Genomic DNA, 20,067 nt, shown 5'->3' on the forward strand with positions numbered 1-20,067 from the left:
CATGAGCAATCACAGGGAGAGTGGACCGGGGCAAAGCAACAGGGTCCGCCGCAGCAGAATCGACCCGATCTGGTGGGCGCCGACTCTGTTCATCCTTGTGGCAGCGATTATCGCGTTGACCGCGGGGGCGTTCTCGGGAAAATTCCAGGAGTCGATCCCGCTGACGCTCGTGTCAGACCGGGCCGGGCTCGTGATGGAGCAGGGCGCCAAGGTCAAGCTGCGCGGGGTGCAGGTCGGCCAGGTGGCGTCGATCGGGACCGACGTGAAAGCGGCTGAGCTACAGCTGAAGATGCAGCCCGGTCCGTTCAAGTACCTGCCGAGCAACCTCGAGGCCGAAATCAAATCCACCACGGCGTTCGGGTCGAAATACGTCGACCTGATCGTGCCCGAACACCCCAGCGCGACCCCGCTCAAGCCGGGCGCGGTGTTGCACTCCCGCAACGTGACGGTCGAGGTCAACACCGTTTTCGAGAATCTCCAGTCGGTGGTCCATGCGATCGACCCGGCGAAGCTGAACGCGATTTTGTCCGCCTTCTCGGAAGCGTTGCGCGGCAAGGGCGAACGGCTCGGCCAGGCAATCAGCGGGGCGAACGACGTGTTGCTGACCGTCAATCCCCGCATGGACACCATCGACAAGGACTGGAGGCTGTTCGGCAAGACGACGGCGATCTATTCCAACGCCGCCCAGAATATTTTGTCGATCCTGGACTCGGCGGCGACGACGAGCAACACCCTGACCGAAAACCAACGGTCGCTTGACACGCTGTTGTTGTCGGCGGTCGGTTTGAGCCAGACCGGCATCAACGTCATCGGCAGGAACGAATCCAACATCGTCCGGTCGATCAACCTGCTCGACCCGACCACGGCGCTGCTGAACAAATACTCGCCGACGTTCACCTGCTTGTTCCAGGGCGCGCAGTGGTACGTGGACCACGGGGGTCGAGACGCGTTGGGGGGCAATGGCTATTCGGTGATCTTGGACGCCGGGTTGCTGTTCGGTGACGATCCGTACCGGTACCCCAAACACCTGCCGAAAACCAATGCCACGGGCGGCCCGGGGGGTAAGCCCAGCTGTGGGTCGCTGCCGGACCCGAGTGCGAACTTCCCGGTGCGTGCGCTGGTGACCGACACCGGCTGGGGCGCCGCCCCGAACGAGATCCGTACCAACATGGCCACCGGTAATCCGTGGTGGGCGAACTGGTTCCCGACCACGAAGAACCCGCCGGAAGCGCCGCGCTACTTCTACCGTGGGGGACAACCGCCGCCGTGAAAAGACGAAAGTTGTCCGCCATCATCGTGCGCATCGCGGCGTTCACCGCGGTGTGTGCGGTGTTCACGTTCACGCTGGTCGCCGTCTTCGGCCAGTTTCGATTCGAGGACCGCACCGGCTACCAGGCGGTCTTCACGAACATCTCCGGCCTGAAGTCCGGCAACTTCGTGCGCATCGCGGGCGTCGAGGTCGGCAAGGTCGGTGACCTGCACCTGCAGCGCGACGGCACCGTCACCATCGGTTTCTCGGTGGACAAAGGCGTGCGCCTTACCGAGGGGACCAAAGTCGCTGTGCGCTACGAGAACCTGATCGGCGATCGTTACCTGGCCCTGGAAGAGGGGCCTGGCGCGCGCCGGCTGCCGCCGGGTGCGACGATCCCGTTGGCACGGACGTCCCCGGCGCTGGACATCGATGCGCTGATCGGGGGCTTTCGGCCGTTGTTTCGGGCGTTGGACCCCGATCAGGTCAACGCTCTGTCCGGTCAATTGCTTCGCATATTTCAGGGTCAAGGCGGAACCGTCGCTTCGGTACTGGCCCAGACCTCGATGCTGACTTCGACTTTGGCCGGGCGCAGCGAGCTCATCACCCAGCTGATCACGAACCTGAACACCGTGTTGCACACGTTTGCCGTCCGTGACCGAGAGTTCTCCGACGGTCTGGACAAGCTGTCCCAGTTCGTGAACGGCTTGGCGCAGCGCAAAGATGACATCTCCACCGGGCTGGCCTACGTCAATGCGGCGGCGGCATCGGTCACTGACCTGCTTGTCCAGGCCCGCCAGCCGATCAAGGACGTCGTGCACGAGACGGATCGCATGTCCGCGCAGGTGCTGGCGGACCGTGATTACGTCGACAACCTTCTCAAGCAGCTTCCCGATATCTATCAAGTTTTGGCCCGGCAAGGCCTCAACGGTGACTACTTCGGCTTCTACTTCTGCGAAGTTTTGATGAAAGTCAACGGAAAGGGCGGCAACCCGATCTTCATCAAGCTATTCGGCCAGCCCAGCGGGCGGTGCACGCCCCAATGACCAAGTCCAAAACCAAAGCCGGCGGGCCAAGCCCTTGGAAGCTCGGCGCGATGGGTGTCTTCATCCTGGTGTGCGTGACCGTCGCGGCCTTCAAATACGACAAGCTGCCGTTCATCAAGAACACCAACGATTACGCGGCATACTTCTCGGAGGCCGGCGGCATCCGGACGGGTAACTCGGTGCGGGTTTCCGGCATGGGTGTCGGGAGGGTCACCGGCATCAAGTTGGAAGGCACAAAGGTTCGGGTCAGCTTCACCGTCCGCAACTTCATCACGTTGGGGGATCGCACAGAGGCCGCGATCAAGACCGAAACAATACTGGGCGCCAAGATGCTCGAGCTCACGTCACGTGGGGAAGGGAAGCTCTCGGGCACCATCCCGCTGGAACGGACCCACTCGCCCTACGACCTTCCCGATGCGCTCGGGGATTTGACCACCGAAATCAGCGGGCTGGACACCGCGCAGTTATCCTCTGCCTTAACCACTTTGGCGGATACCTTCAGGCAGACGCCGTCGGAGGTCAGGCCCGCGCTGGAAGGCGTGGCCCGGTTCTCCGAGACACTGAACAACCGCGACGCCCAGTTGCGCAGCTTACTGGGGAACGCGAACAAGGTCTCGACGGTGCTGGGCCGACGCAGCCAGCAGATCGCCGCTCTGGTGGCGGACTCGAATGCGCTGCTGGCCGCGCTGCTGGACGAACGCGATTCCATCGACGCGCTGATGAACAATCTCACCGCGGTGTCACATCAGGTTTCGGGGCTCGTCGACGACAACAGAACTCAGCTGAAGCCCGCCCTCGACAAGCTGAACGGCGTGCTCGAGGTCCTCGACAATCGCAAACAGGACATTCAGGCGAGCCTGCCCAAGTTCAAACGCTACGCGATGTCGTTCGGCGAATGCCTCGGCTCTGGACCGTTTTTCAAGGCCTACGTGGCGAACCTGATCCCGGGTCAGATCAGCGGGCCGACGATCGACGCCCGGATGTACAACCGGTTCCTGGACCCCGAGCAGAAGCTGCCTTCGGAGTCGGTGGACCCGCCGACCGGAACGCCCCCCGTGCCGCCGGAGCAAGCGCCGCACCCGATCTGGTCTCAGCCCCCCTCGCCGGGTCCGGCGCCGGGCCCGCCGCCTGAGCCCGCGAATGGCCAACTGGGGGGACAGTGAAGATAAGCCGCCGCACTCTGCAACGACTCACCGCCGTCACCCTCATCGGCACGCTCGCCACGGCTTCGTTCCTGATCGGTTGGAAGCTTTGGAACAGGGTCGAAAGGAACACCTACACCGCGTATTTCACCGAAGCCAACGGCCTGTTCGTCGGCGACGACGTGCGAATCCTCGGGGTCACGGTCGGGGTGATCGACAAGATCGAACCGCAGCCCGCCAGCTCCAAGGTGACCTTTTCGGTCGACAAGCAATACGCCATCCCCGCCAACGCCCGCGCGGCGATCCTGTCCCCTTCGCTGGTGACTTCGCGGGCCGTCCAGCTCGTTCCCGCCTATTCGGGCGGTCCCAAGTTGAGCCCCGGCGCGTCGATCCCGCTCGGCCGCACCGCCGTCCCGGTCGAATGGGATGACTTTCGCAAGCAGTTGGAGAAACTGACCGACGCGTTGCAGCCCACCTCCCCGGACGGGGTGAATTCCCTTGGTGAATTCATCAACTCCAGCGCCGACAACGTGCGCGGCCAGGGCGACGCCGCCCGCGACACCGTGATCAAGCTGTCCGCCGCGATCTCCGCACTCGGCGATCACGCCGACGACATCTTCAGCACCGTGCGCAATTTGCAGCTGCTGGTCTCGGCGCTGTCATCCAGCAGTGACCTGCTGGCCTCGTTCAACCAGAATCTGGCCACCGTCACGACGCTGCTGACGAACACACCCAATGAAATCGCCAATGCGGTAAAGGGTCTCGACGGTGCCCTGACCGATTTGCGCGACTTTCTGGCCGACAACCGGGAAGCCATGGGCGTTACGTTCGATCGGCTGGCATCCGTCACGACCGCGTTGAACGACAGCCGCATGGACATCAAGCAAATCCTGCACATCGCCCCGACGGTGTTCCAAAACTTCCTGAACATCTACCAGCCCGCTCAAAGCGCGATGACCGGCATCATCGCGCTGAACAACTTCGCCGACATCCCGCAGTGGATCTGCAGCTCGATCGAGGCGGCGTCCCGCGCCCGGCTCGACCGGGTGTCTAAGCTGTGCCTGCAGTACATCAACCCGATCATCAAAAACCGGCTGTACAACTACATTCCGGCGGGACTCAACCCGTTTGTCGGCACCCAGGCTCGCCCCAGCGAGATCACCTACAGCGAGGACTGGCTCCGGCCCGGGTATACGCCTCCGGCACCACCGCCCGAGGCGCCCCCGCCACCGCCCGACGCGCCGACGCCGCCGGCCGCCGAACCATCACCCGCGCAAGCGCCACCGCCACCGCCCGCGCCGAGCGGCACGGTCAACTCGACGCAGGTGTTGCGGGACCTGATGCTCCCGGCGGGGGTCTCATGAAGCGGGCACTGATGGCGGTGCTGTGCCTCGTCTGCGCCACAACGCTTTCCGGCTGTGGTGGCTGGAAGGGGCTGAACTCGTTCACCCTGCCCGGCACCTCCGGCAACGGCCCCGGTTCCTACACGATCCAGGCCCAAATGCCCGATGTCGTCACGATTCAGGAGAACACCCGTGTTCGGGTCGATGACGTCAACGTCGGCAACGTGACCAAGATCCAACTGCAGGATTGGCACGCGCTTGTCACCATGCGCATCAACGGCGACGTTCACCTGCCTGCCAACGCGACCGCCAAACTGGGGCAGACCAGTCTGCTCGGCTCGATGCATATCGAGCTCGCGGCGCCCAAGGACGAACCGCCCGTCGGCCAGCTGAAAGACGGTTCGCTCATCCCGCTGTCGCACGCGAGCATGTACCCAACCACCGAACAGACCCTGGCTTCCGTCTCGATCCTGCTCAACGGCGGCGGAATTGGGCAGCTGCAGGAGATCACGCAGGCGATCGCGAAGGCATTCGCCGGACGCGAGAACGACATGCGCAGCCTGCTGCACCAACTGGACGAGTTCATCGCCCGGACCAATGACCAGACCGACGACATCATCGCCGCGGCCGAAAATCTGAATTCGCTGGTCGGCCAGTTCGCGGAGAAGGACCCAGTAGTCGACAAGGCGTTGACGACCGTGCCGAGAGCGCTGAAGGTGTTGGCGGATGAGCGCACCAAGATCGCCGACGCGATCGACCAGCTCGGCAAGTTCAGTGCAATCGCGGCCGACACCGTGCGCCAGAGCAAGGAGTCTCTGGTCAACAACTTGCGCAATATCGCGCCGGTGCTGCGGTCGCTCGCCGACGCGGGTCCGTCCCTGACCAAAGGGCTGGATGGCTTGGTCGCTTACCCGTGGCCGGCGTCGACGGCGAGGAATTGGTTCCGCGGTGATTACGCCAACCTCACGTTGATCGTCGACCTGACGTTGAGCCGCCTCGATACCGGTTTCTTCACCGGCTCACGGTGGGAGGGCAACCTTACCCAGCTCGAGCTGCAGTGGGGACGGACGATCGGGATGCAGCCCAGCCCGGCCACCGCGGGCAACCCCCTGACCTATCCATATCACTTCGGGGGGTACTGAATGCTGCGTCTGAATCGTCGAACCTGGATACAGCTGGCGATCCTGTCGCTCGTGACGATCCTGTCCTGTGGCGCAATGGCTTTCAATTACATGAAGCTGCCCGAAACGCTTTTCGGGATCGGGGAGTACATTGTGACCGTCGACCTGCCCGAGTCGGGCGGGCTCTACCAGACCTCCGTGGTCACCTACCGCGGCACCGATGTCGGTCAGGTCAAGTCGGTCGATGTGACCGCGACCGGGGTTCGCGCGGTGCTCGCGATCAGGTCCGGCGTCAAGGTGCCTGCCGACGTCCAGGCGTCGGTGCACAGCCGCTCGGCCGTCGGCGAGCAATACATCGAGCTCACCCCCCAGCCCGGTAAGGACGGTGATCACGGCAGGGAGCTGCGTGCGGGCGATGTCATTCCCGCCGGCCGAGTCGACGTGCCCGTCGACATCGGACACCTGCTCGATGTGACCAACCGTGCGCTGCAGGCGATTCCGCGCGACAATCTCCGCACGGTGGTTGACGAGACGGATCGCGCGGTCGGTGGCCTCGGGCCTGAGCTGTCCCGGATCGTCGACGGCTCCGCCGCTTTGGCGATTGCCGGCGGGCAGACCGTCGGGCCGCTTGCCGCGTTGATCGACCAGACGCCTCCGGTTCTCGACTCTCAGATCCAAACGTCGGATTCAATCGCCCGGTGGGCAAGTCGAACCGCGGCGATCACCGCCCAGTTCAAGGCGCAGGACGCCGCCTTCCGGGACCTGTTGACGCAGGGGACCAACGGGGTGGAGGAAAGTCGCGCGCTGCTCGATCGGCTGTCGCCCGCGCTGCCAGTACTGTTCGCGAACCTGGTCAGCCTGGGCGACATCGCCGTCGTGTACCGGCATGACATCGAACAACTTCTGGTGCTGTTCCCGCAGGGCATCGCGGCGATGGCGGCAATCGTCGTGCCCAGCTCGAACACCAAACAGGAGTACCGGGGCGCACAGCTGGACTTCAACCTCAACATCAACCTGCCACCGCCGTGCACGACGGGCTATCTGCCGCCGACCCAGCGCCGGTCGCCGGCCAACGTGGACGCGCCCGACCGGCCCGCCGCGGATCTCTTCTGCCGCGTGCCGCAGGATTCGGAGTTCAACGTCCGTGGGGTCCGCAACATCCCTTGTGAGAGCAAGCCGTGGAAACGCGCGCCCACGGTCGAATTGTGCGATAGCGACGAAGAATACGTGCCTCTCAACGACGGCTACAACTGGAAGGGCGACCCGAACGCCACCTACAGCGGGCAGGGCGTACCGATGTATCCACCGGGACAAGACCCGCGGCTTCCACCGCCGCGGGGCACCGCGCCGCCGGCGCCCGCGCCGCCGCCGCTCGCGGTCGCCACGTATGACCCGGCCAACGGCGACTACATAGGCCCGGACGGGCACCGCTACACAGAATTCGACCTGGCGCACCCGCGTGCCAAGAACTGGCAGTCACTTCTAGTGCCGCCGGCCTAAGCAAAAGGAGCAAGATGGCTGAAGATGCCGAGAGCCACGAAAACGCCGATCTCGCTGAGGAATTCGGCGAATCGACGGTAGCCGACGACGGCGATGTCGCCGACCAGGCCAGCGAGGCTGACGACACCGCTGAGGACCTAGCGGAGGCGAAGAACCGGCTCGCGCGCATACGGCGGCGGATAATCCCGCGGCTATCGCACTCCGGGCGGGCGTTGGTGGCCGGCGCGCTCGTCGTGACGGTGCTGGCGGGATTGACCGGTTGGCTTGGCTTCCGGGCCTACCAGAAGCACGAGGCACAAGCACAGCGCGATCTGTTCGTGCAGGTGGCGCGTCAGGGTGCGGTGAACCTCACTACCATCAACTACACGGAGGTCGATGCCGACGTGCAGCGCATCATCGATCTGGCCACCGGCGCCTTCCGTGAGGACTTCGAGCAGCGGTCCAAGCCGTTCGTCGAGGTCGTCAAGGCGGCGCAATCGAAATCAGAAGGCACCGTGACCGATGCCGGCCTGGAGTCGCAGCATGGCGACGCGGCCCAGATCCTGGTCGCGGTCGCGGTGAGGTCGCGGACCGCCGCTGGCGAGGAGGCGCCCCGGGAGTGGCGAATGCGGATCGAGGTCCGGTCGGTCGGTGACGACGCCAAGGTTTCGAACGTGGTGTTCGTGCCATGACGACGTTGAGTGAAACCCAAATGCACGACGAGGAACTGGTCGACGCCGACGTCGACGACTCGGCGATGCCCGAGGACTCGGATGCCGTCGACATCGAGGGGGGCTCTGACGACGAGCCCGGCACCACGCGGGCAAGGCCACCGATCGCGTGGTCCCGCGTTGTCGCGTACGCGGTGCTGCCCGCCTTGGCGTTGCTGCTGGCGCTCGGCGCGGGCTACTTCAAGTGGGTGGTGGCCTCGTCCGACGACCTCGCGCGAGTGCGAGCGGAATCGGTGCGGGCCGCGAGCGAAGATGCCGTCGCCCTGCTTTCGTACAAGGCGGATTCGGTGGAGAAGGATCTGGCCGCCGCACGCGAGCGACTGACCGGAGACTTCAAGGACGCCTACACGGAGCTCACCCGCCAGGTGGTCATACCGGGGGCCAAGGAAAAGCACATCAGCGCGGTCGCCAAGGTCAGTGCCGCCGCGCCCGTTTCCGTCACGGCTAACCACGCCGTGGTCTTGCTGTATGTCAATCAGACCGTCACGATCGGGGAGGGCGCTCCCACCGACACCCAGCCGGTTATCCGGGTGGTGTTGGAGAAGGTCGATGGCCGATGGCTGGTTTCGCATTTCGACCCGGTGTGAGCGGAGTGGTCATGATCGGATGGGTACGCGCGCTACCCGCGGCGGTGCTTCTCGCTGCGCCGGCGCTGCTGGCGCCGGCAAGCGCGCATGCCGACAACAAGCGGCTCAACAGCGCCGTCGTCTCCGCCGTCTACACGTTGCAGCACCAGGCCGGCTGCACCAACGATGTGATCCGCGACAACGCGCTCACGCTGGCCGCCCAATGGCACGCCGACGACATGATGAACAACCGAAACATCAACGACGACATCGGTTCCGACGGATCGACGCCCCAGGATCGGGCCAACGCCGCCGGGTTCCGCGGCAAGGCATCCGAGACGATCGCGATCAACCCGGCCATCGCCATCAGCAGCCTGGAGTTGGTCAACCAGTGGTACTACAACCCCGACGACATGGCGATCATCCGCGACTGCGCCAACAGCTCGATGGGGGTGTGGTCGGAGAACAGCATGGACCGGACGGTCGTCGTGGCCATGTACGGGCAGCCGGCTCCGCGCATTCGGTGACAGCTCTGGAAGAAGGTTCCCGATGATGATCAAGCCACAGGGCACGGAGCTCGTCGAGGCGGCCTCGCCACGCCTGACCATCGGCCAGCTCGCCGAATTGCGCGGCCTGGACCCGCAATTGCAACTGTTGGATGTCCGCGGCGCCGACGAGACGATGCGGGGCATCATCCCCGGCGCGCGAGAGATTCCGTTGCCGAACCTGACGGGTTCGCTTCCCGCCATGGATCCGACGGCCCCGGTGGTGGTCTACTGCGCCAGCGGCCCGCGCTCGATGGTGGCCGCGGGCGTGCTCCGGGCTTCGGGATTCGACGACGTCGCGACCCTGGTCGGTGGCTTCGAAGCCTGGCAAGCCGCCGGGTTCCCGATCGCGATTGGCGATGAGATCGTCTCGGACACACCGCAGGTCGGCCCCCGGGCGGCCAAAGCGTTGGTCGACGCGGGCGCGCTGCTGCTCGACGTGCGGGAGCCGGAGGAATGGTGTACCGAGCACGCGCCGGCCGCGATGCTCCTGCCGGTCGCGCGCGTGCGCACTCGAGAAGATGAACTGCCTCGCGACCGCCGCATCGTCGTGGTATGCCGCTCGGGGGGACGGTCCGCAGCCGTGACGGCGTTGTTGCGTCGCTCTGGCTTCGATGCGGTGAACCTGGCGGGCGGCATGTGCGCGTGGGCCGCCGCCGGGTTACCGATCGTAAGCCATGGCGCCGAGCCCGGATTGGTCGTGCACCGCGAGGATCCGCTCAATTGCGAGACGTCGCTCCCCGCGCTGGTCGGGGGTGTTGTGATGCCCACCGCCCACTTCTACGTTCGCAACCACTTCCCGACGCCGGTGCTGGATCCGCAGCTGTATCAGTTGACGGTCACCGGGTTGGTTGAGCGGCCCCTGTGCCTTTCCCTGCACGATCTCCACAACTTGCCGAGACAATCACTGCTCGCGACGCTGGAATGCGCCGGCAACGGTCGCGCCGACTTCGATCCGCCGGTCGACGGTGAGCAATGGCAATCCGGGGCGGTGAGCACCGCCGAATGGACCGGCGTCCCGCTGGTTGATGTCCTGAACAGGGCGGGACTGTCCGCGGGCGCCCACGATGTCGTGTTCCGCGGTGCCGACTCGGGTCCGGTGGACGGCGCGACGGCGCCGGTGCGGTTCGAGCGCGCCTTGTCGGTGCGGGACGCCCGCGACTCCGGCGCGCTCGTCGCCTATGCGATGAACGGTGAACCGCTGCCGTTGCAGCATGGTCGTCCCGTCCGGTTGATCGTGCCCGGCTGGTATTCGGTCGCTTCAGTCAAGTGGCTGACCGAGATCGATGTCATCGACCACGCTTTCGAGGCCTTCTTCCAAACGCAGCGATATCACTACGAGTGGGAACGCGACGGCGGCATCATCCGGGAACCCATCCGCCTGCAACGCGTCCGCGCGTTGATCGTCCAGCCTGCCGACGGTGCCCCGGTAACCGCAGGGGATATCGTCGTTCGCGGCGTGGCCTGGTCGGGCGCGGCACCCATCGACCGGGTGGACGTGCGCATCGGCGACGGTCCGTGGCAGGCCGCCCGACTCGTCGGGGAGCGCCGCCGACACAGCTGGCAGTGGTGGGAGTTGTTCACGCACTGCGAACTTCGCGGGTCGACGACACTGCGGGCCCGGGCGACCGACGAGGCGGGCAACACGCAACCCGAGCGACCCGAATGGAATCGGTTCGGCTATGGCGGCAACGCGATCCAGGCCGTCGCCGTCGAGGTGCAGTGAGACGCGCAGGTCGGCGCCGGTGGCGTTCACGGCCACGCGCTCAACCCAACCTGATCGTCCCGCACCGTCGGTGATCGGCCACCCCGGGCGTTTGCCGGCGTAAGCGATAACGGCCCGCGGCCTTGCCCTGTTCTGTCAAGATCGACAGGTCATATCGGGGGATTGGGGGCGCGTTGCGTTTTTTGAGCCCCCGCATGTGTTTCGGGCTGTCTGCCCTCGTCCTTGCCGCGGCGGCATTCAACGCGCTCGGGCTGTGGGGACTGCAACCGGCGCTGCGGGTGCAGTTCGTTCTCGAAGCGACGTTGTGCGTGGTGGCGCTGCTCGCGGGGTTGCTCGTCGTTCGGCGGGTGACCGGGCCGGCGCGGTGGTGGCGGGTGATCCTGCTGGTGGCCATCGCCGTTTTCCTCACCGCTGAGGCCCTGTCGCAGCGGGTCCGTACAGCTGGTAGCGGCGCGACCGCGCCGCCGTCGGCGATCGCCGGCTATTTCGTTGCCGGGCTGCTGTTCGCCGTCGCGATGCTGGTGCTGGTGGGGTCCGCCGTTCGCGGGCAGGCGCGAACGTGGCTGCTTGGCCGGCAGAGCCTCATCACCGCGGGCCTCGATGGAATGTTGGCGGCGCTGGCGTTCTTCCACCTGGTCTACGTCGCCCGGTTGGGGGCCATGCACGGCGCCGCGCTGCCGCGGTCGACCAACACCGCGGTCGTTGCCGGCATCGCGGCAGTCGAACTCGTCGTGGTCGTGAGCGCCGTTTTGGTGGCGATGTGGTATCCGCCGTATCTGCCTTACCGCGTGAATTACATGCTGCTCGCCGCCGCGGTGATCACCCTGACGTCATCGGATCGGCTGCTGGCCTACCTGCGTAGCGTCGCCGTGGCCCAGCTCGACTTGTGGGTCGGCACCGGCTTCGTCATCGCTCCGCTGTTCATCGCGTTGAGCGTGCTGGATTTCCCGCCGCGGGCGCGTCCCGCGCACGACGAAGAACAGCCGACGAACTGGGCGCAGCTCACCCTGCCCTACGTGGGTTTCATGGGCAGCACGGCGCTCATCAGCTTCCACCAGCTCATCGGACAACGGGTCGACCCCGTCTTCATCGGCACTTACGTCGCGATGGCCCTGCTCGTCGCGACCCGGTACCTGGTGGCGATGCGCGTGCAGCGGATGCTCACCGAACAGCTCATCGACACCAAACGCCGCCTCGCCTATCAGGCTTACCACGACCCGTTGACCGACTTGCCCAATCGATTGTTGTTGGCGCAACGGCTCGACGACGCGATCCGCGACGGGCCGTTCGTGCTGATCTTCGTCGACATCGACGATTTCAAAGAGGTCAACGACCGATTCGGACACGCCGCCGGCGACGAACTCCTTTGCGCGATCAGCGCGCGGCTGCGGAGTTGCCTCCGTGCCGACGACACGCTGGCTCGTATCGGCGGTGACGAGTTCGCCATCCTCATCACGGGTGTCATGCAGGCGCCCGAACTCGTCGCCGACCAGCTGCGGGTAGCGCTTCGCAGCCCGTTCTCGGTGCACGGCACGTCGGTGCGGGTGCGCGCCAGCATGGGCCTGGTCAGTCCCGGCGGTGACGGCCTGCCTCCGACCTCCGACGATCTGCTCAGGCAGGCCGACACCTCGATGTACACCGGCAAGCGGTTGGGCAAGGACACCGCGGTGGTGTACCGGCCGGCGTTCAGCGTGTCCGAAGATTTTCCGACGGCGCTCCGGCAGGCCAAAGGCGGTGTCCCCGAAGGGTTTCGGCTGAAATTTCAGCCCATCGTCAAGCTCCCGGAGGGAACGCCGGTGGCGGTCGAGGCGCTTGCCCGCTGGACCACACCCAGCGGCATACAGATTGCTCCCCAGACCTTCGTCTCTTTGGCCGAGGCCCATGGCATGGGGGCAGAATTCGATGCCGTGGTACTCGACCGGGCCTGCAAGCAAATCCAATCGTCCGGCCTCGACTTGGACATTCACATCAACATCGGCGCGGCACGGTTGGGCAGCGTGGACTTTGAACGGGTCATCAGCCGCACGCTTTCCCGGTATGGGCTGGAGCCGCGACGAGTCGTCCTGGAGATCACGGAGACGGTCCCCATCGTGGACCTCGCCGATGCGGCGGTGGCCATCAGACGCTTGAACGACCTGGGGATCAGAGTGGCCTTGGACGATTTCGGCGGGGGCTACAACTCGTTGACGTACTTGCACTCGTTGCCGGTGCAGATGGTGAAACTCGACCGCGGGCTGGCTACGGGTGTCGAGCCCGGACGGAACCTGACGCTGTATCGCTCAGTGATCGGCCTCTGTGAAGCCCTCGGCCTGACCGTCATTGCCGAAGGAATCGAAACCTCCGAGCAGGCCGAGACGGTGTGCGCGGCCGGGTGCGGCCTGGCGCAGGGCCATCTGTTCGGTCGGGCCGGCGACCTGACCGACATCGGTGCGCTTCGACCGGACAGTCATCGTCTTTAGACCCGGGTCACCGGTCGAGCTGCGACAGCACCGTGGTCACGTCGGAGGCCGCCCCGCGGTTGTAAGGCAGTTTGGACAGCGCCGTGGCCATGGCGCAGGTGTTGCTCAGAGCGGCGTATGTCAAGCCACCCCCGATGGCGGCCGCCACCCATTTGAGCCGTGGGACCGCGACGCTGCCGATAATGGACGACAGCACCACTGACCCGGCGACGAGCCGGACCTGACGCTCCAGCTCCCATCGTTGCGCGCCCTGGTCTACCTCGAAACCCTTGCCCTCCCAGTCGGTGATGCCGTTTTCGAGCACCCGCCCGCTGTCGAGCCCCGCGTTGCGCAACAGCGCTTGAGCCTTCGTCGAGCGTTGCCCCGAACGGCACACCAACACGACGTCGTCGTCGCGCAGGCGCTGGGCGACCTCGGCGCCGTGCCGCTCGAGCACGTCGAGCGGCACATTGAGGGACCCCGCGATGTGTGCGGTCTCGAATTCCGCCGGGGTCCGAACATCAACGACGCGTGGTGATTTGGGCGACTCGATCAGCTTCCGCAGCTCGATCGAGCTGATCGCGTCGGTAGTCGGTGCGTTCATGGTTTTACTCCCGGTGCTGATCGGTGTCAGGGGTGGTTATCCCGAGCTTTTCGGCGTTGCCGTAGTCGTCGTCGACGAGCACGACGTCACGGTGCTCGCGGTCGAGGAGCGCGGCGGCGATCGATGCCCGGTAGCCGCTCGCGCAGTGGATCCATGCTTGGCACTCGTGCGGAAGCTCGTCGAGGCGTTCTGGCAGTTCGTGCAAGGCGATATTGATCGCGTCGCGCACGTGGCCGCCGGCGAACTCGCCGGCTTGGCGAACATCAAGGACCAGGACGCGCGCATCGTCGAGCGCATCGACCAGCTCCTCGAAGTCCGCGACACGGTAGCTCCGCGGCTCAATTCCGTCGGCGAGAGCGCGAATGTCACCGGTGGCGCTGCCGGTCAGCCGGTCGATTCCGATGCGGGACAGTTCGCGCTGGGCGTCGGCAACCTGTTGCGCGTCCTCACCGATCAAGGTCAACGGCGCGCCCCAGGTGTAAAGCCAGCCGAAGTAGTTGACGAAGGAGCCGGACAGCTCGAACCCGTAGCTGCCCGCCAGATGTCCGGCCGCGAACGCGGTTCGATTGCGCAAATCGACGACCCATTGCCCGTCGTCGATGCGGGCGCGTAGTTCGCCGGGGTCCACCGGTTGGGGAGGGGACAGGTCCGGTGCCCGGGGACCTTCCCTGTTGATCACGCCCATGTGCGCGTAGTACGCGGGGTAGGCCGCCAGTTCGGCCAGCAGCTCGTCGACGTAGTCCTGCTCGTCCCGGGTCAACGCCGGGTTCGTTTGGCGCTCGTCGCCGATCGTGGACTCGTCGCCGTCGGTGGGAGCGGCCGAACAAAAGCTGCCGAAGCCGTGCGTGGGGTAGACGGCCGTCGTCGCGGGCAGTGCGTCGGCGATTCGCCGGACCGAATGGTATTGCAGCCGAGCCAGTTCCGCGGCGTGCTCCGCACCGGCCAGATCGGTCCGTCCGGTGCTGCCGAACAGCATGGAGCCTCCCGTGAACACCCCGACGGGCTGGCCGGAATGGTCGCGGAGCGCGTAGCTGACGTGGTGATGTGTGTGTCCGGGGGTGAACAGAACCTCGAGATGGAGCGCTCCGCTGTCGATCCGATCGCCGTCGCGGACGGGGTGGTGTTCAAAGTTGAGATCCTCGCCGGCGGGGAGGACGTAATGGGCGCCGGTCGCTTCCGCGAGTGCCAGGCCGCCGGTCACGTAGTCGTTGTGGATGTGGGTCTCCAACACGTGCGTGATGCGCAGGTCGCCGGCAAGCTCCAGCACCCGGTCGATGTCCCGTTGAGGGTCGATGACTACCGCAACCTCACCGTCGCTCACCAGATAGCTGCGGTCGCCCAACCCCGAGGTTTCGATAACCGACACGTCCACCATCGATTTCCCACACCGCTCTTGTCGCGCACGCCGACCCCGACTTCTTCAACGTAACGGCCAGCAAACCGCCGCGGCCTAGCTGCGACGGCTTGGTCCCGGGCTACCGGTTGACAGTCAGGAACTCGGGATGTCCACTGCGGTGGGAAGTAACCGCCGTTCAGCAGCCCACGAAACGCAAACCGTGCCGATCGGTTCCGGCAAACTACCCGGCCAACAGATGCGGGGCGGATTGCAACCCCGATGATTTCTATTGCCGGTCCGCGAGCCCCGAGGTGACTACCGACCGGGCGTCGAGTCGGCGTCCTGCACCCCGCGTCGACCGTCGGCCGCGGATTCGCAGGCGCACCATTGGCCCCTGTCCTGCATGCGCCGCCGAAGCTGGGTGCCGCGTTTGCGCATCAGGTGCTGCTTGTACACCTTGTCGCGCTGTTGGGGTGAGAACGCGAAGTCCAGGTTGATCGGCAACCCGGCCCAATCAACCCGGTCGCCGAGCTGGTCGTCTTCTGCGGCGCGCCGCAGCCGGCACTGCAGCGGGCAGATGGCCCGCGCGGTGTCCTCGATGGGCCCCTCGAAATCCAGAGCCACGCCTACGTCCCTCCTCGGAGCAACCAATTGAGTGAATGGTGCAGCGAGGTTGTTTCAGCAGCAGACGCGTGATGTTTCCGGATTATTACGAGTCGGGCGACACCGACGGTCTAGTAGACGTCACGGTGATAGCGCTTGTCGGCGCTCAACGACCGGACGTAATCCTTGGCGGCGTCGGGATCGAGGTTGCCGTGTTCGGCCGCGATATCGCAGAGCGCGCGGTCGACGTCCTTGGCCATGGGGTCGGCCGTGCCGCAGACGTAGAGCTGCGCGCCGTCCTGCAGCCAGCGCCACAGCTGGGCGCCGCGCTGACGCATCAGGTGCTGGACGTAGACCTTCTGCCGCTGGTCGCGGGAGAAGGCGAGGTCCAACTCGGTGAGGAACCCGTCGGTGCGCATCTGCTCGAGCTCGTCGCGGTAGTAGAAGTCGGTCGCGGCGTGTTGCTCACCGAAGAACAGCCAGTTTCCTCCGGTGTGGCCCAGCGCCCGCCGCTCCTGCAGAAAAGCGCGGAAGGGCGCGATCCCGGTGCCCGGGCCGATCATCACCATCGGCGTCTCCGAATCCCGGGGAGGCCGAAAGTTGCTCGACGACTGCAGGTAGACGGCCACCCGATCGCCGGGGGAGCGGTCGGCGAGGTAGGTCGAACACACCCCGCGGCGCGGGACGCCCTGGAAGTTGTAGCGCACCGGTGAGACCGTCAGGTGAACCTCTCCCGGGCACGCTTTGGGGCTCGACGAGATCGAGTACAGCCGCGGCTGAAGGCGTTTGAGGACCCGCAACCACTCGTGGGCCGACGCCCAGACCGGCAGCTCGGCCAGCAGGTCGATGGACTGCCGCCCCCACGACCAATCCGCCAGCGCGCGTTTGTTTTCCGGCTTCAGCAGCTCCGCCAGTTTCGCATCGCCGGTGCGCTCCTGCACGAACCGCACCAGGTCTCGGCTGATGTGGGCGATCTCGATGCGCTCGGTGAGCGCCGAGCGCAACGACATCAGACCGTGCTCACCGACCTCGACCGGGGTCTGCCCGTCCAGGCCGGTGACCGACAACCATTCGTCCACCAACTGGTCGCTGTTGCGCGGCCACACCCCGAGCGCGTCGCCGGCCTCATAGGTCACCGCTTCTTCCGGCAGGCTGAAAACCAAGTGCCGCACGTCTTTCGCCGACTTCGGCCGGCTCAGCACGGTGTTACGGACCATCCCGGTGATCAGCGGATGCTTCTTGCTGTAGGTGTTCGGCTGACCGGGCCGCGACGGCGCGGTGACCGCGGAAGCCCGCGCCGGCGCCGGAGCTCTGCCGTCGCGGCCGACCGACGTGGGTGTGCGGGTCAGTGCCGCAATGACGTCGCCCGTCCACTTGGCCGCGGGGCCGTCGTAGTCGGGTTCACAGTCGGCGCGGGCGGTGATGCGGGTCGCGCCCAGCTCGGCGAGGCGGGCGTCCAGGACGCGTCCGTGACCGCAGAAGTTGTCGTAGTTCGAATCGCCCAGGGCCAGCACGGCATACCGGGTGTCGGTGAACCTGGGTGCCCCGTCGGACGTCAACGCGCGCCACAAGCCGGTGCCGTTGTCCGGGGGCTCACCGTCGCCGGTCGTACTGGTGATTAGCAGCAGTTCCCGCGTCGTGCTCAATTCGGCGGCGGGGAAGTCGTCCATGGCGTGCAGCGCCACCGGCAAGCCGGCCTCGCGCAGTCGCGCCGCGACATCCGCGGCGAGCTCTTCGGCGTTCCCGGTCTGTGATGCCCATAGCAGCACGATGGGTGCCCGGTCGGCGGGCTTGCGCGTCGCTTGTTTGACCGCCGGGGCCGGCTTTGGCCCGGGCGCATCGTTGCGTGAGAAAAGGCCGGCGAGCAGGCCGTCCACCCACAGCCGGGTGTCGGAATCGAAGGGTGCGCTGCGCGGCAGGGTCGGCACCCCGGCCGTCCGTCTACCAGCGTCCGACCGAAGTGCGGTCAACATCCCGGCAAGGTAGGAGCGGCCGGGCTCGTCGAATTCCGGCACGGGTTTCGTTGCCACGCCGAGCAAGTCGGCGAGGGCATCGACCTGTGACACGCTGATTTCCGTTACCTCCGTGACCGCTGGATCCGGTGTGCCGGCGCCGGGTGGCTCTGGTTTGACGCCCGGGTCCGGCGCGGGGACAACGACTTTCGCCAGCGCGACGGCGCAGGCTTTGAATTCCGGTTGGTTCGAGATCGGGTCCACCGCATCGTTGGTGACGGCGTTGATGGCGAGGTATTCGCCGAAGACGTCGTTCCAGTGGAACGGGGCGAAGCAGTTGCCGGGGCGCACCCGGTCGCTGATCGCGGCGGGCAGGACGGCGCGGCCACGCCGGGAGGCGATTTCGATCGCGTCGCCGTCGGTGATCTCCAAGCGCGCGGCGTCATCGGGGTGGATCTCCACGAACGGGCCGGGGTTGAGCTTGTTCAGCTTGGCCACCTTGCCGGTCTTGGTCATCGTGTGCCACTGGTGCGGCAGGCGGCCGGTGTTCAACACGAACGGGAAGTCGGCGTCGGGCATTTCGTCGGGCGGCAGGTGCGGACGGGCGAAGAACTGCGCGCGACCGTTCGCGGTGGGGAACGCCAACCGGGGTGCGCTGCCGTCCTCGCGGACCAGCCGGGCCTGGCTGACGCCGTCGTTGAGGTAGCGAATGGGATTGCGGTCACCGGTGTCCCCGGGCGGGCACGGCCACTGCAGCGGGCCCCGGCGCAGCCGCTGGTAGCTGACCCCCCGCAGGTCGTACCCGGTGTTCGGGTTCGAGAACCGCTTGATCTCGTCGAAGACTTCCTCGGCGCAGCTGTAGCTGAAGGCGTCCGAAAAGCCCATCTCGCACGCGATCCGGGCGATGATCTGCCAGTCGGGCATTGCGTCGCCCGGTGCCGCGATCGCCGGCTGTAGCAGCGTCATGTTGCGCTCGGAATTGACCATCACCCCCTCGGCCTCCGACCACAGGGCCGCCGGCAGCAGGATGTCAGCGTATTCGTTGGTCTCCGTGTCGAGGAACGCGTCCTGGGTGACGACCAACTCGGCGCGTTCGAGACCGGCCAGCACCGTCCTCCGGTTCGCAACGGAGGCAACTGGATTGGTGCAGACGATCCAGCACGCCTTGATCTCCCCGTCGGCCAGCCGGGAGAACATGTCGACGGTGCCGCTGCCGACTTCGGCACGCAGTGTGCCACGGGGGATGCCCCACTGGTCTTCGGTGAAGGCGCGGTCGTCCGCGGACAGGACCGAACGCTGCCCGGGCAATCCCGGCCCCAGGTAACCCATTTCGCGGCCGCCCATCGCGTTGGGCTGGCCGGTGAGCGAGAAGGGGCCGCTGCCGGGTTTGCAGATCGCGCCGGTGGCCAGGTGCAGGTTGCACAGGGCGTTGGTGTTCCAGGTGCCGTGGGTGCTCTGGTTGAGACCCATGGTCCAACAGCTCACGAAATTGTCGGCCGTGCCGATCATTTCGGCCGCCGCGCGGATGTCTTCCGCGGGGACCCCGGTGATTTCGCTGACCGCGTCGGGGGTGTACTGCGCCAGGAAGCCCGGCATCGCCTCCCAGCCTTCGGTGCACTCGGCGATGAATTCGGGATCGGTGTGCCCGTTCTCGACGATCAGGTGCAACAGCCCGTTGAGCAACGCCAGATCGGACCCGGGGGCGATCTGCAGGAACAGGTCGGCCTTTTCCGCGGTGGCGGTGCGGCGCGGGTCCACCACGATCAGTTTCGCCCCGGCCTTGACGCGCTCCATCATCCGCAAGAACAGAATGGGATGGCAGTCGGCCATGTTCGCGCCGATGACGAAAAAGACGTCGGCGTGCTCGAAGTCTTCGTAGGAGCCGGGCGGACCGTCCGCACCCAGCGAGAGCTTGTAGCCCGAACTGGCGCTGGCCATGCACAACCGCGAGTTCGACTCGATCTGGTTGGTGCCGATGAAGCCCTTGGTCAGCTTGTTCGCCAGGTACTGCGCCTCGATGGACATCTGCCCGGACACGTACATCGCAAAGGAATCCGGGCCGTGCTCATCGATGATCGCGCGTAACCGGTTCGCACAAGCCGTGATCGCGCGGTCCATCTCGACGGCCTCGATGGGCTCGCCACGATCGGCGCGAACGTATGCCGATTCCATCCGCCCCGGCGCGC

The 20,067-nt window shown here is 66.0% G+C and carries 15 protein-coding genes and 1 pseudogene; 11 read left to right on the forward strand and 5 right to left on the reverse strand.

Annotated features, from left to right (window positions below; genetic code table 11):
* Nucleotide 1: 1 nt before the first annotated feature.
* The 11 genes from A5680_RS07345 to A5680_RS07395 all read left to right on the forward strand — a co-directional run bounded on the left by A5680_RS07345 (nt 2) and on the right by A5680_RS07395 (nt 13,407).
* Nucleotides 2-1,270: an MCE family protein gene (locus A5680_RS07345; RefSeq protein WP_082970292.1), complete on the forward strand. Its 1,269-nt coding sequence runs from the start codon at nt 2-4 to the stop codon at nt 1,268-1,270.
* Nucleotides 1,267-2,295, forward strand: a complete 1,029-nt coding sequence (locus A5680_RS07350; RefSeq protein ID WP_067817730.1) for an MCE family protein — start codon at nt 1,267-1,269, stop codon at nt 2,293-2,295. Before A5680_RS07345 ends, A5680_RS07350 begins: the two co-directional genes overlap by 4 nt.
* Nucleotides 2,292-3,458, forward strand: coding sequence for an MCE family protein (locus A5680_RS07355; RefSeq protein WP_067817734.1), 1,167 nt, complete (start codon nt 2,292-2,294; stop codon nt 3,456-3,458). Before A5680_RS07350 ends, A5680_RS07355 begins: the two co-directional genes overlap by 4 nt.
* Nucleotides 3,455-4,801 carry an MCE family protein gene (locus tag A5680_RS07360; RefSeq protein ID WP_067817737.1) on the forward strand — a complete coding sequence of 449 codons (1,347 nt, stop codon included), beginning with the start codon at nt 3,455-3,457 and terminating at the stop codon, nt 4,799-4,801. The genes A5680_RS07355 and A5680_RS07360 overlap by 4 nt, the downstream gene beginning before the upstream one ends.
* Nucleotides 4,798-5,922, forward strand: a complete 1,125-nt coding sequence (locus A5680_RS07365) for a virulence factor Mce family protein (RefSeq protein ID WP_067817740.1) — start codon at nt 4,798-4,800, stop codon at nt 5,920-5,922. Before A5680_RS07360 ends, A5680_RS07365 begins: the two co-directional genes overlap by 4 nt.
* Nucleotides 5,923-7,401: an MCE family protein gene (locus A5680_RS07370; protein WP_067817743.1), complete on the forward strand. Its 1,479-nt coding sequence runs from the start codon at nt 5,923-5,925 to the stop codon at nt 7,399-7,401. It abuts the gene before it with no gap.
* A gap of 14 nt (nt 7,402-7,415) precedes the next feature.
* Entirely contained in the window at nt 7,416-8,072 is a 657-nt protein-coding gene (locus A5680_RS07375; RefSeq protein WP_067817746.1) for an Mce protein, read from the forward strand.
* On the forward strand, nt 8,069-8,698 hold the full coding sequence (locus A5680_RS07380; protein WP_231977579.1) for a hypothetical protein: 630 nt from the start codon (nt 8,069-8,071) through the stop codon (nt 8,696-8,698). The genes A5680_RS07375 and A5680_RS07380 overlap by 4 nt, the downstream gene beginning before the upstream one ends.
* Nucleotides 8,699-8,709: 11 nt before the next feature.
* Nucleotides 8,710-9,204, forward strand: a complete 495-nt coding sequence (locus A5680_RS07385) for a CAP domain-containing protein (protein ID WP_067817848.1) — start codon at nt 8,710-8,712, stop codon at nt 9,202-9,204.
* 22 nt (nt 9,205-9,226) lie between these two features.
* Entirely contained in the window at nt 9,227-10,948 is a 1,722-nt protein-coding gene (locus A5680_RS25080; RefSeq protein ID WP_082970293.1) for a molybdopterin-dependent oxidoreductase, read from the forward strand.
* A gap of 194 nt (nt 10,949-11,142) precedes the next feature.
* Entirely contained in the window at nt 11,143-13,407 is a 2,265-nt protein-coding gene (locus A5680_RS07395) for a bifunctional diguanylate cyclase/phosphodiesterase (RefSeq protein ID WP_082970294.1), read from the forward strand.
* Between the two features lie 7 nt (nt 13,408-13,414).
* On the opposite strand, the gene A5680_RS07400 is transcribed toward A5680_RS07395, so the two are convergent.
* The 5 genes and pseudogenes from A5680_RS07400 to A5680_RS26205 all read right to left on the reverse strand — a co-directional run.
* Nucleotides 13,415-13,990, reverse strand: a complete 576-nt coding sequence (locus A5680_RS07400; protein ID WP_067817752.1) for a rhodanese-like domain-containing protein — start codon at nt 13,988-13,990, stop codon at nt 13,415-13,417.
* 4 nt (nt 13,991-13,994) lie between these two features.
* Nucleotides 13,995-15,362 carry an MBL fold metallo-hydrolase gene (locus tag A5680_RS07405; protein ID WP_067817755.1) on the reverse strand — a complete coding sequence of 456 codons (1,368 nt, stop codon included), beginning with the start codon at nt 15,360-15,362 and terminating at the stop codon, nt 13,995-13,997.
* Between the two features lie 279 nt (nt 15,363-15,641).
* Nucleotides 15,642-15,950 (reverse strand): hypothetical protein, encoded by a 309-nt coding sequence (locus A5680_RS07410; RefSeq protein ID WP_156675025.1) that lies wholly within the window; start codon nt 15,948-15,950, stop codon nt 15,642-15,644.
* Nucleotides 15,951-16,060: 110 nt separating this feature from the next.
* Nucleotides 16,061-18,805 (reverse strand): molybdopterin dinucleotide binding domain-containing protein, encoded by a 2,745-nt coding sequence (locus A5680_RS26200; protein WP_369827625.1) that lies wholly within the window; start codon nt 18,803-18,805, stop codon nt 16,061-16,063.
* A pseudogene (locus A5680_RS26205) lies at nt 18,785-20,053 on the reverse strand (molybdopterin-dependent oxidoreductase); the annotation flags it as partial. The pseudogene A5680_RS26205 and the gene A5680_RS26200, both read right to left, overlap by 21 nt.
* Between the last annotated feature and the right edge of the window lie 14 nt (nt 20,054-20,067).

The sequence above is a fragment of the Mycobacterium sp. E2989 genome (assembly GCF_001667595.1).
Taxonomy (GTDB): Bacteria; Actinomycetota; Actinomycetes; order Mycobacteriales; family Mycobacteriaceae; genus Mycobacterium.

Coding starts and splice junctions, on each gene's coding strand:
- A5680_RS07375 (WP_067817746.1), top strand. CDS start 7,416: ATGGCTGAAGATGCCGAGAGCCACGAAAACGCCGATCTCGCTGAGGAA.
- A5680_RS07345 (WP_082970292.1), top strand. CDS start 2: ATGAGCAATCACAGGGAGAGTGGACCGGGGCAAAGCAACAGGGTCCGC.
- A5680_RS07370 (WP_067817743.1), top strand. CDS start 5,923: ATGCTGCGTCTGAATCGTCGAACCTGGATACAGCTGGCGATCCTGTCG.
- A5680_RS07355 (WP_067817734.1), top strand. CDS start 2,292: ATGACCAAGTCCAAAACCAAAGCCGGCGGGCCAAGCCCTTGGAAGCTC.
- A5680_RS07400 (WP_067817752.1), bottom strand. CDS start 13,990: ATGAACGCACCGACTACCGACGCGATCAGCTCGATCGAGCTGCGGAAG.
- A5680_RS07365 (WP_067817740.1), top strand. CDS start 4,798: ATGAAGCGGGCACTGATGGCGGTGCTGTGCCTCGTCTGCGCCACAACG.
- A5680_RS25080 (WP_082970293.1), top strand. CDS start 9,227: ATGATGATCAAGCCACAGGGCACGGAGCTCGTCGAGGCGGCCTCGCCA.
- A5680_RS07395 (WP_082970294.1), top strand. CDS start 11,143: ATGTGTTTCGGGCTGTCTGCCCTCGTCCTTGCCGCGGCGGCATTCAAC.
- A5680_RS07380 (WP_231977579.1), top strand. CDS start 8,069: ATGACGACGTTGAGTGAAACCCAAATGCACGACGAGGAACTGGTCGAC.
- A5680_RS26200 (WP_369827625.1), bottom strand. CDS start 18,805: ATGCCCGACTGGCAGATCATCGCCCGGATCGCGTGCGAGATGGGCTTT.
- A5680_RS07385 (WP_067817848.1), top strand. CDS start 8,710: ATGATCGGATGGGTACGCGCGCTACCCGCGGCGGTGCTTCTCGCTGCG.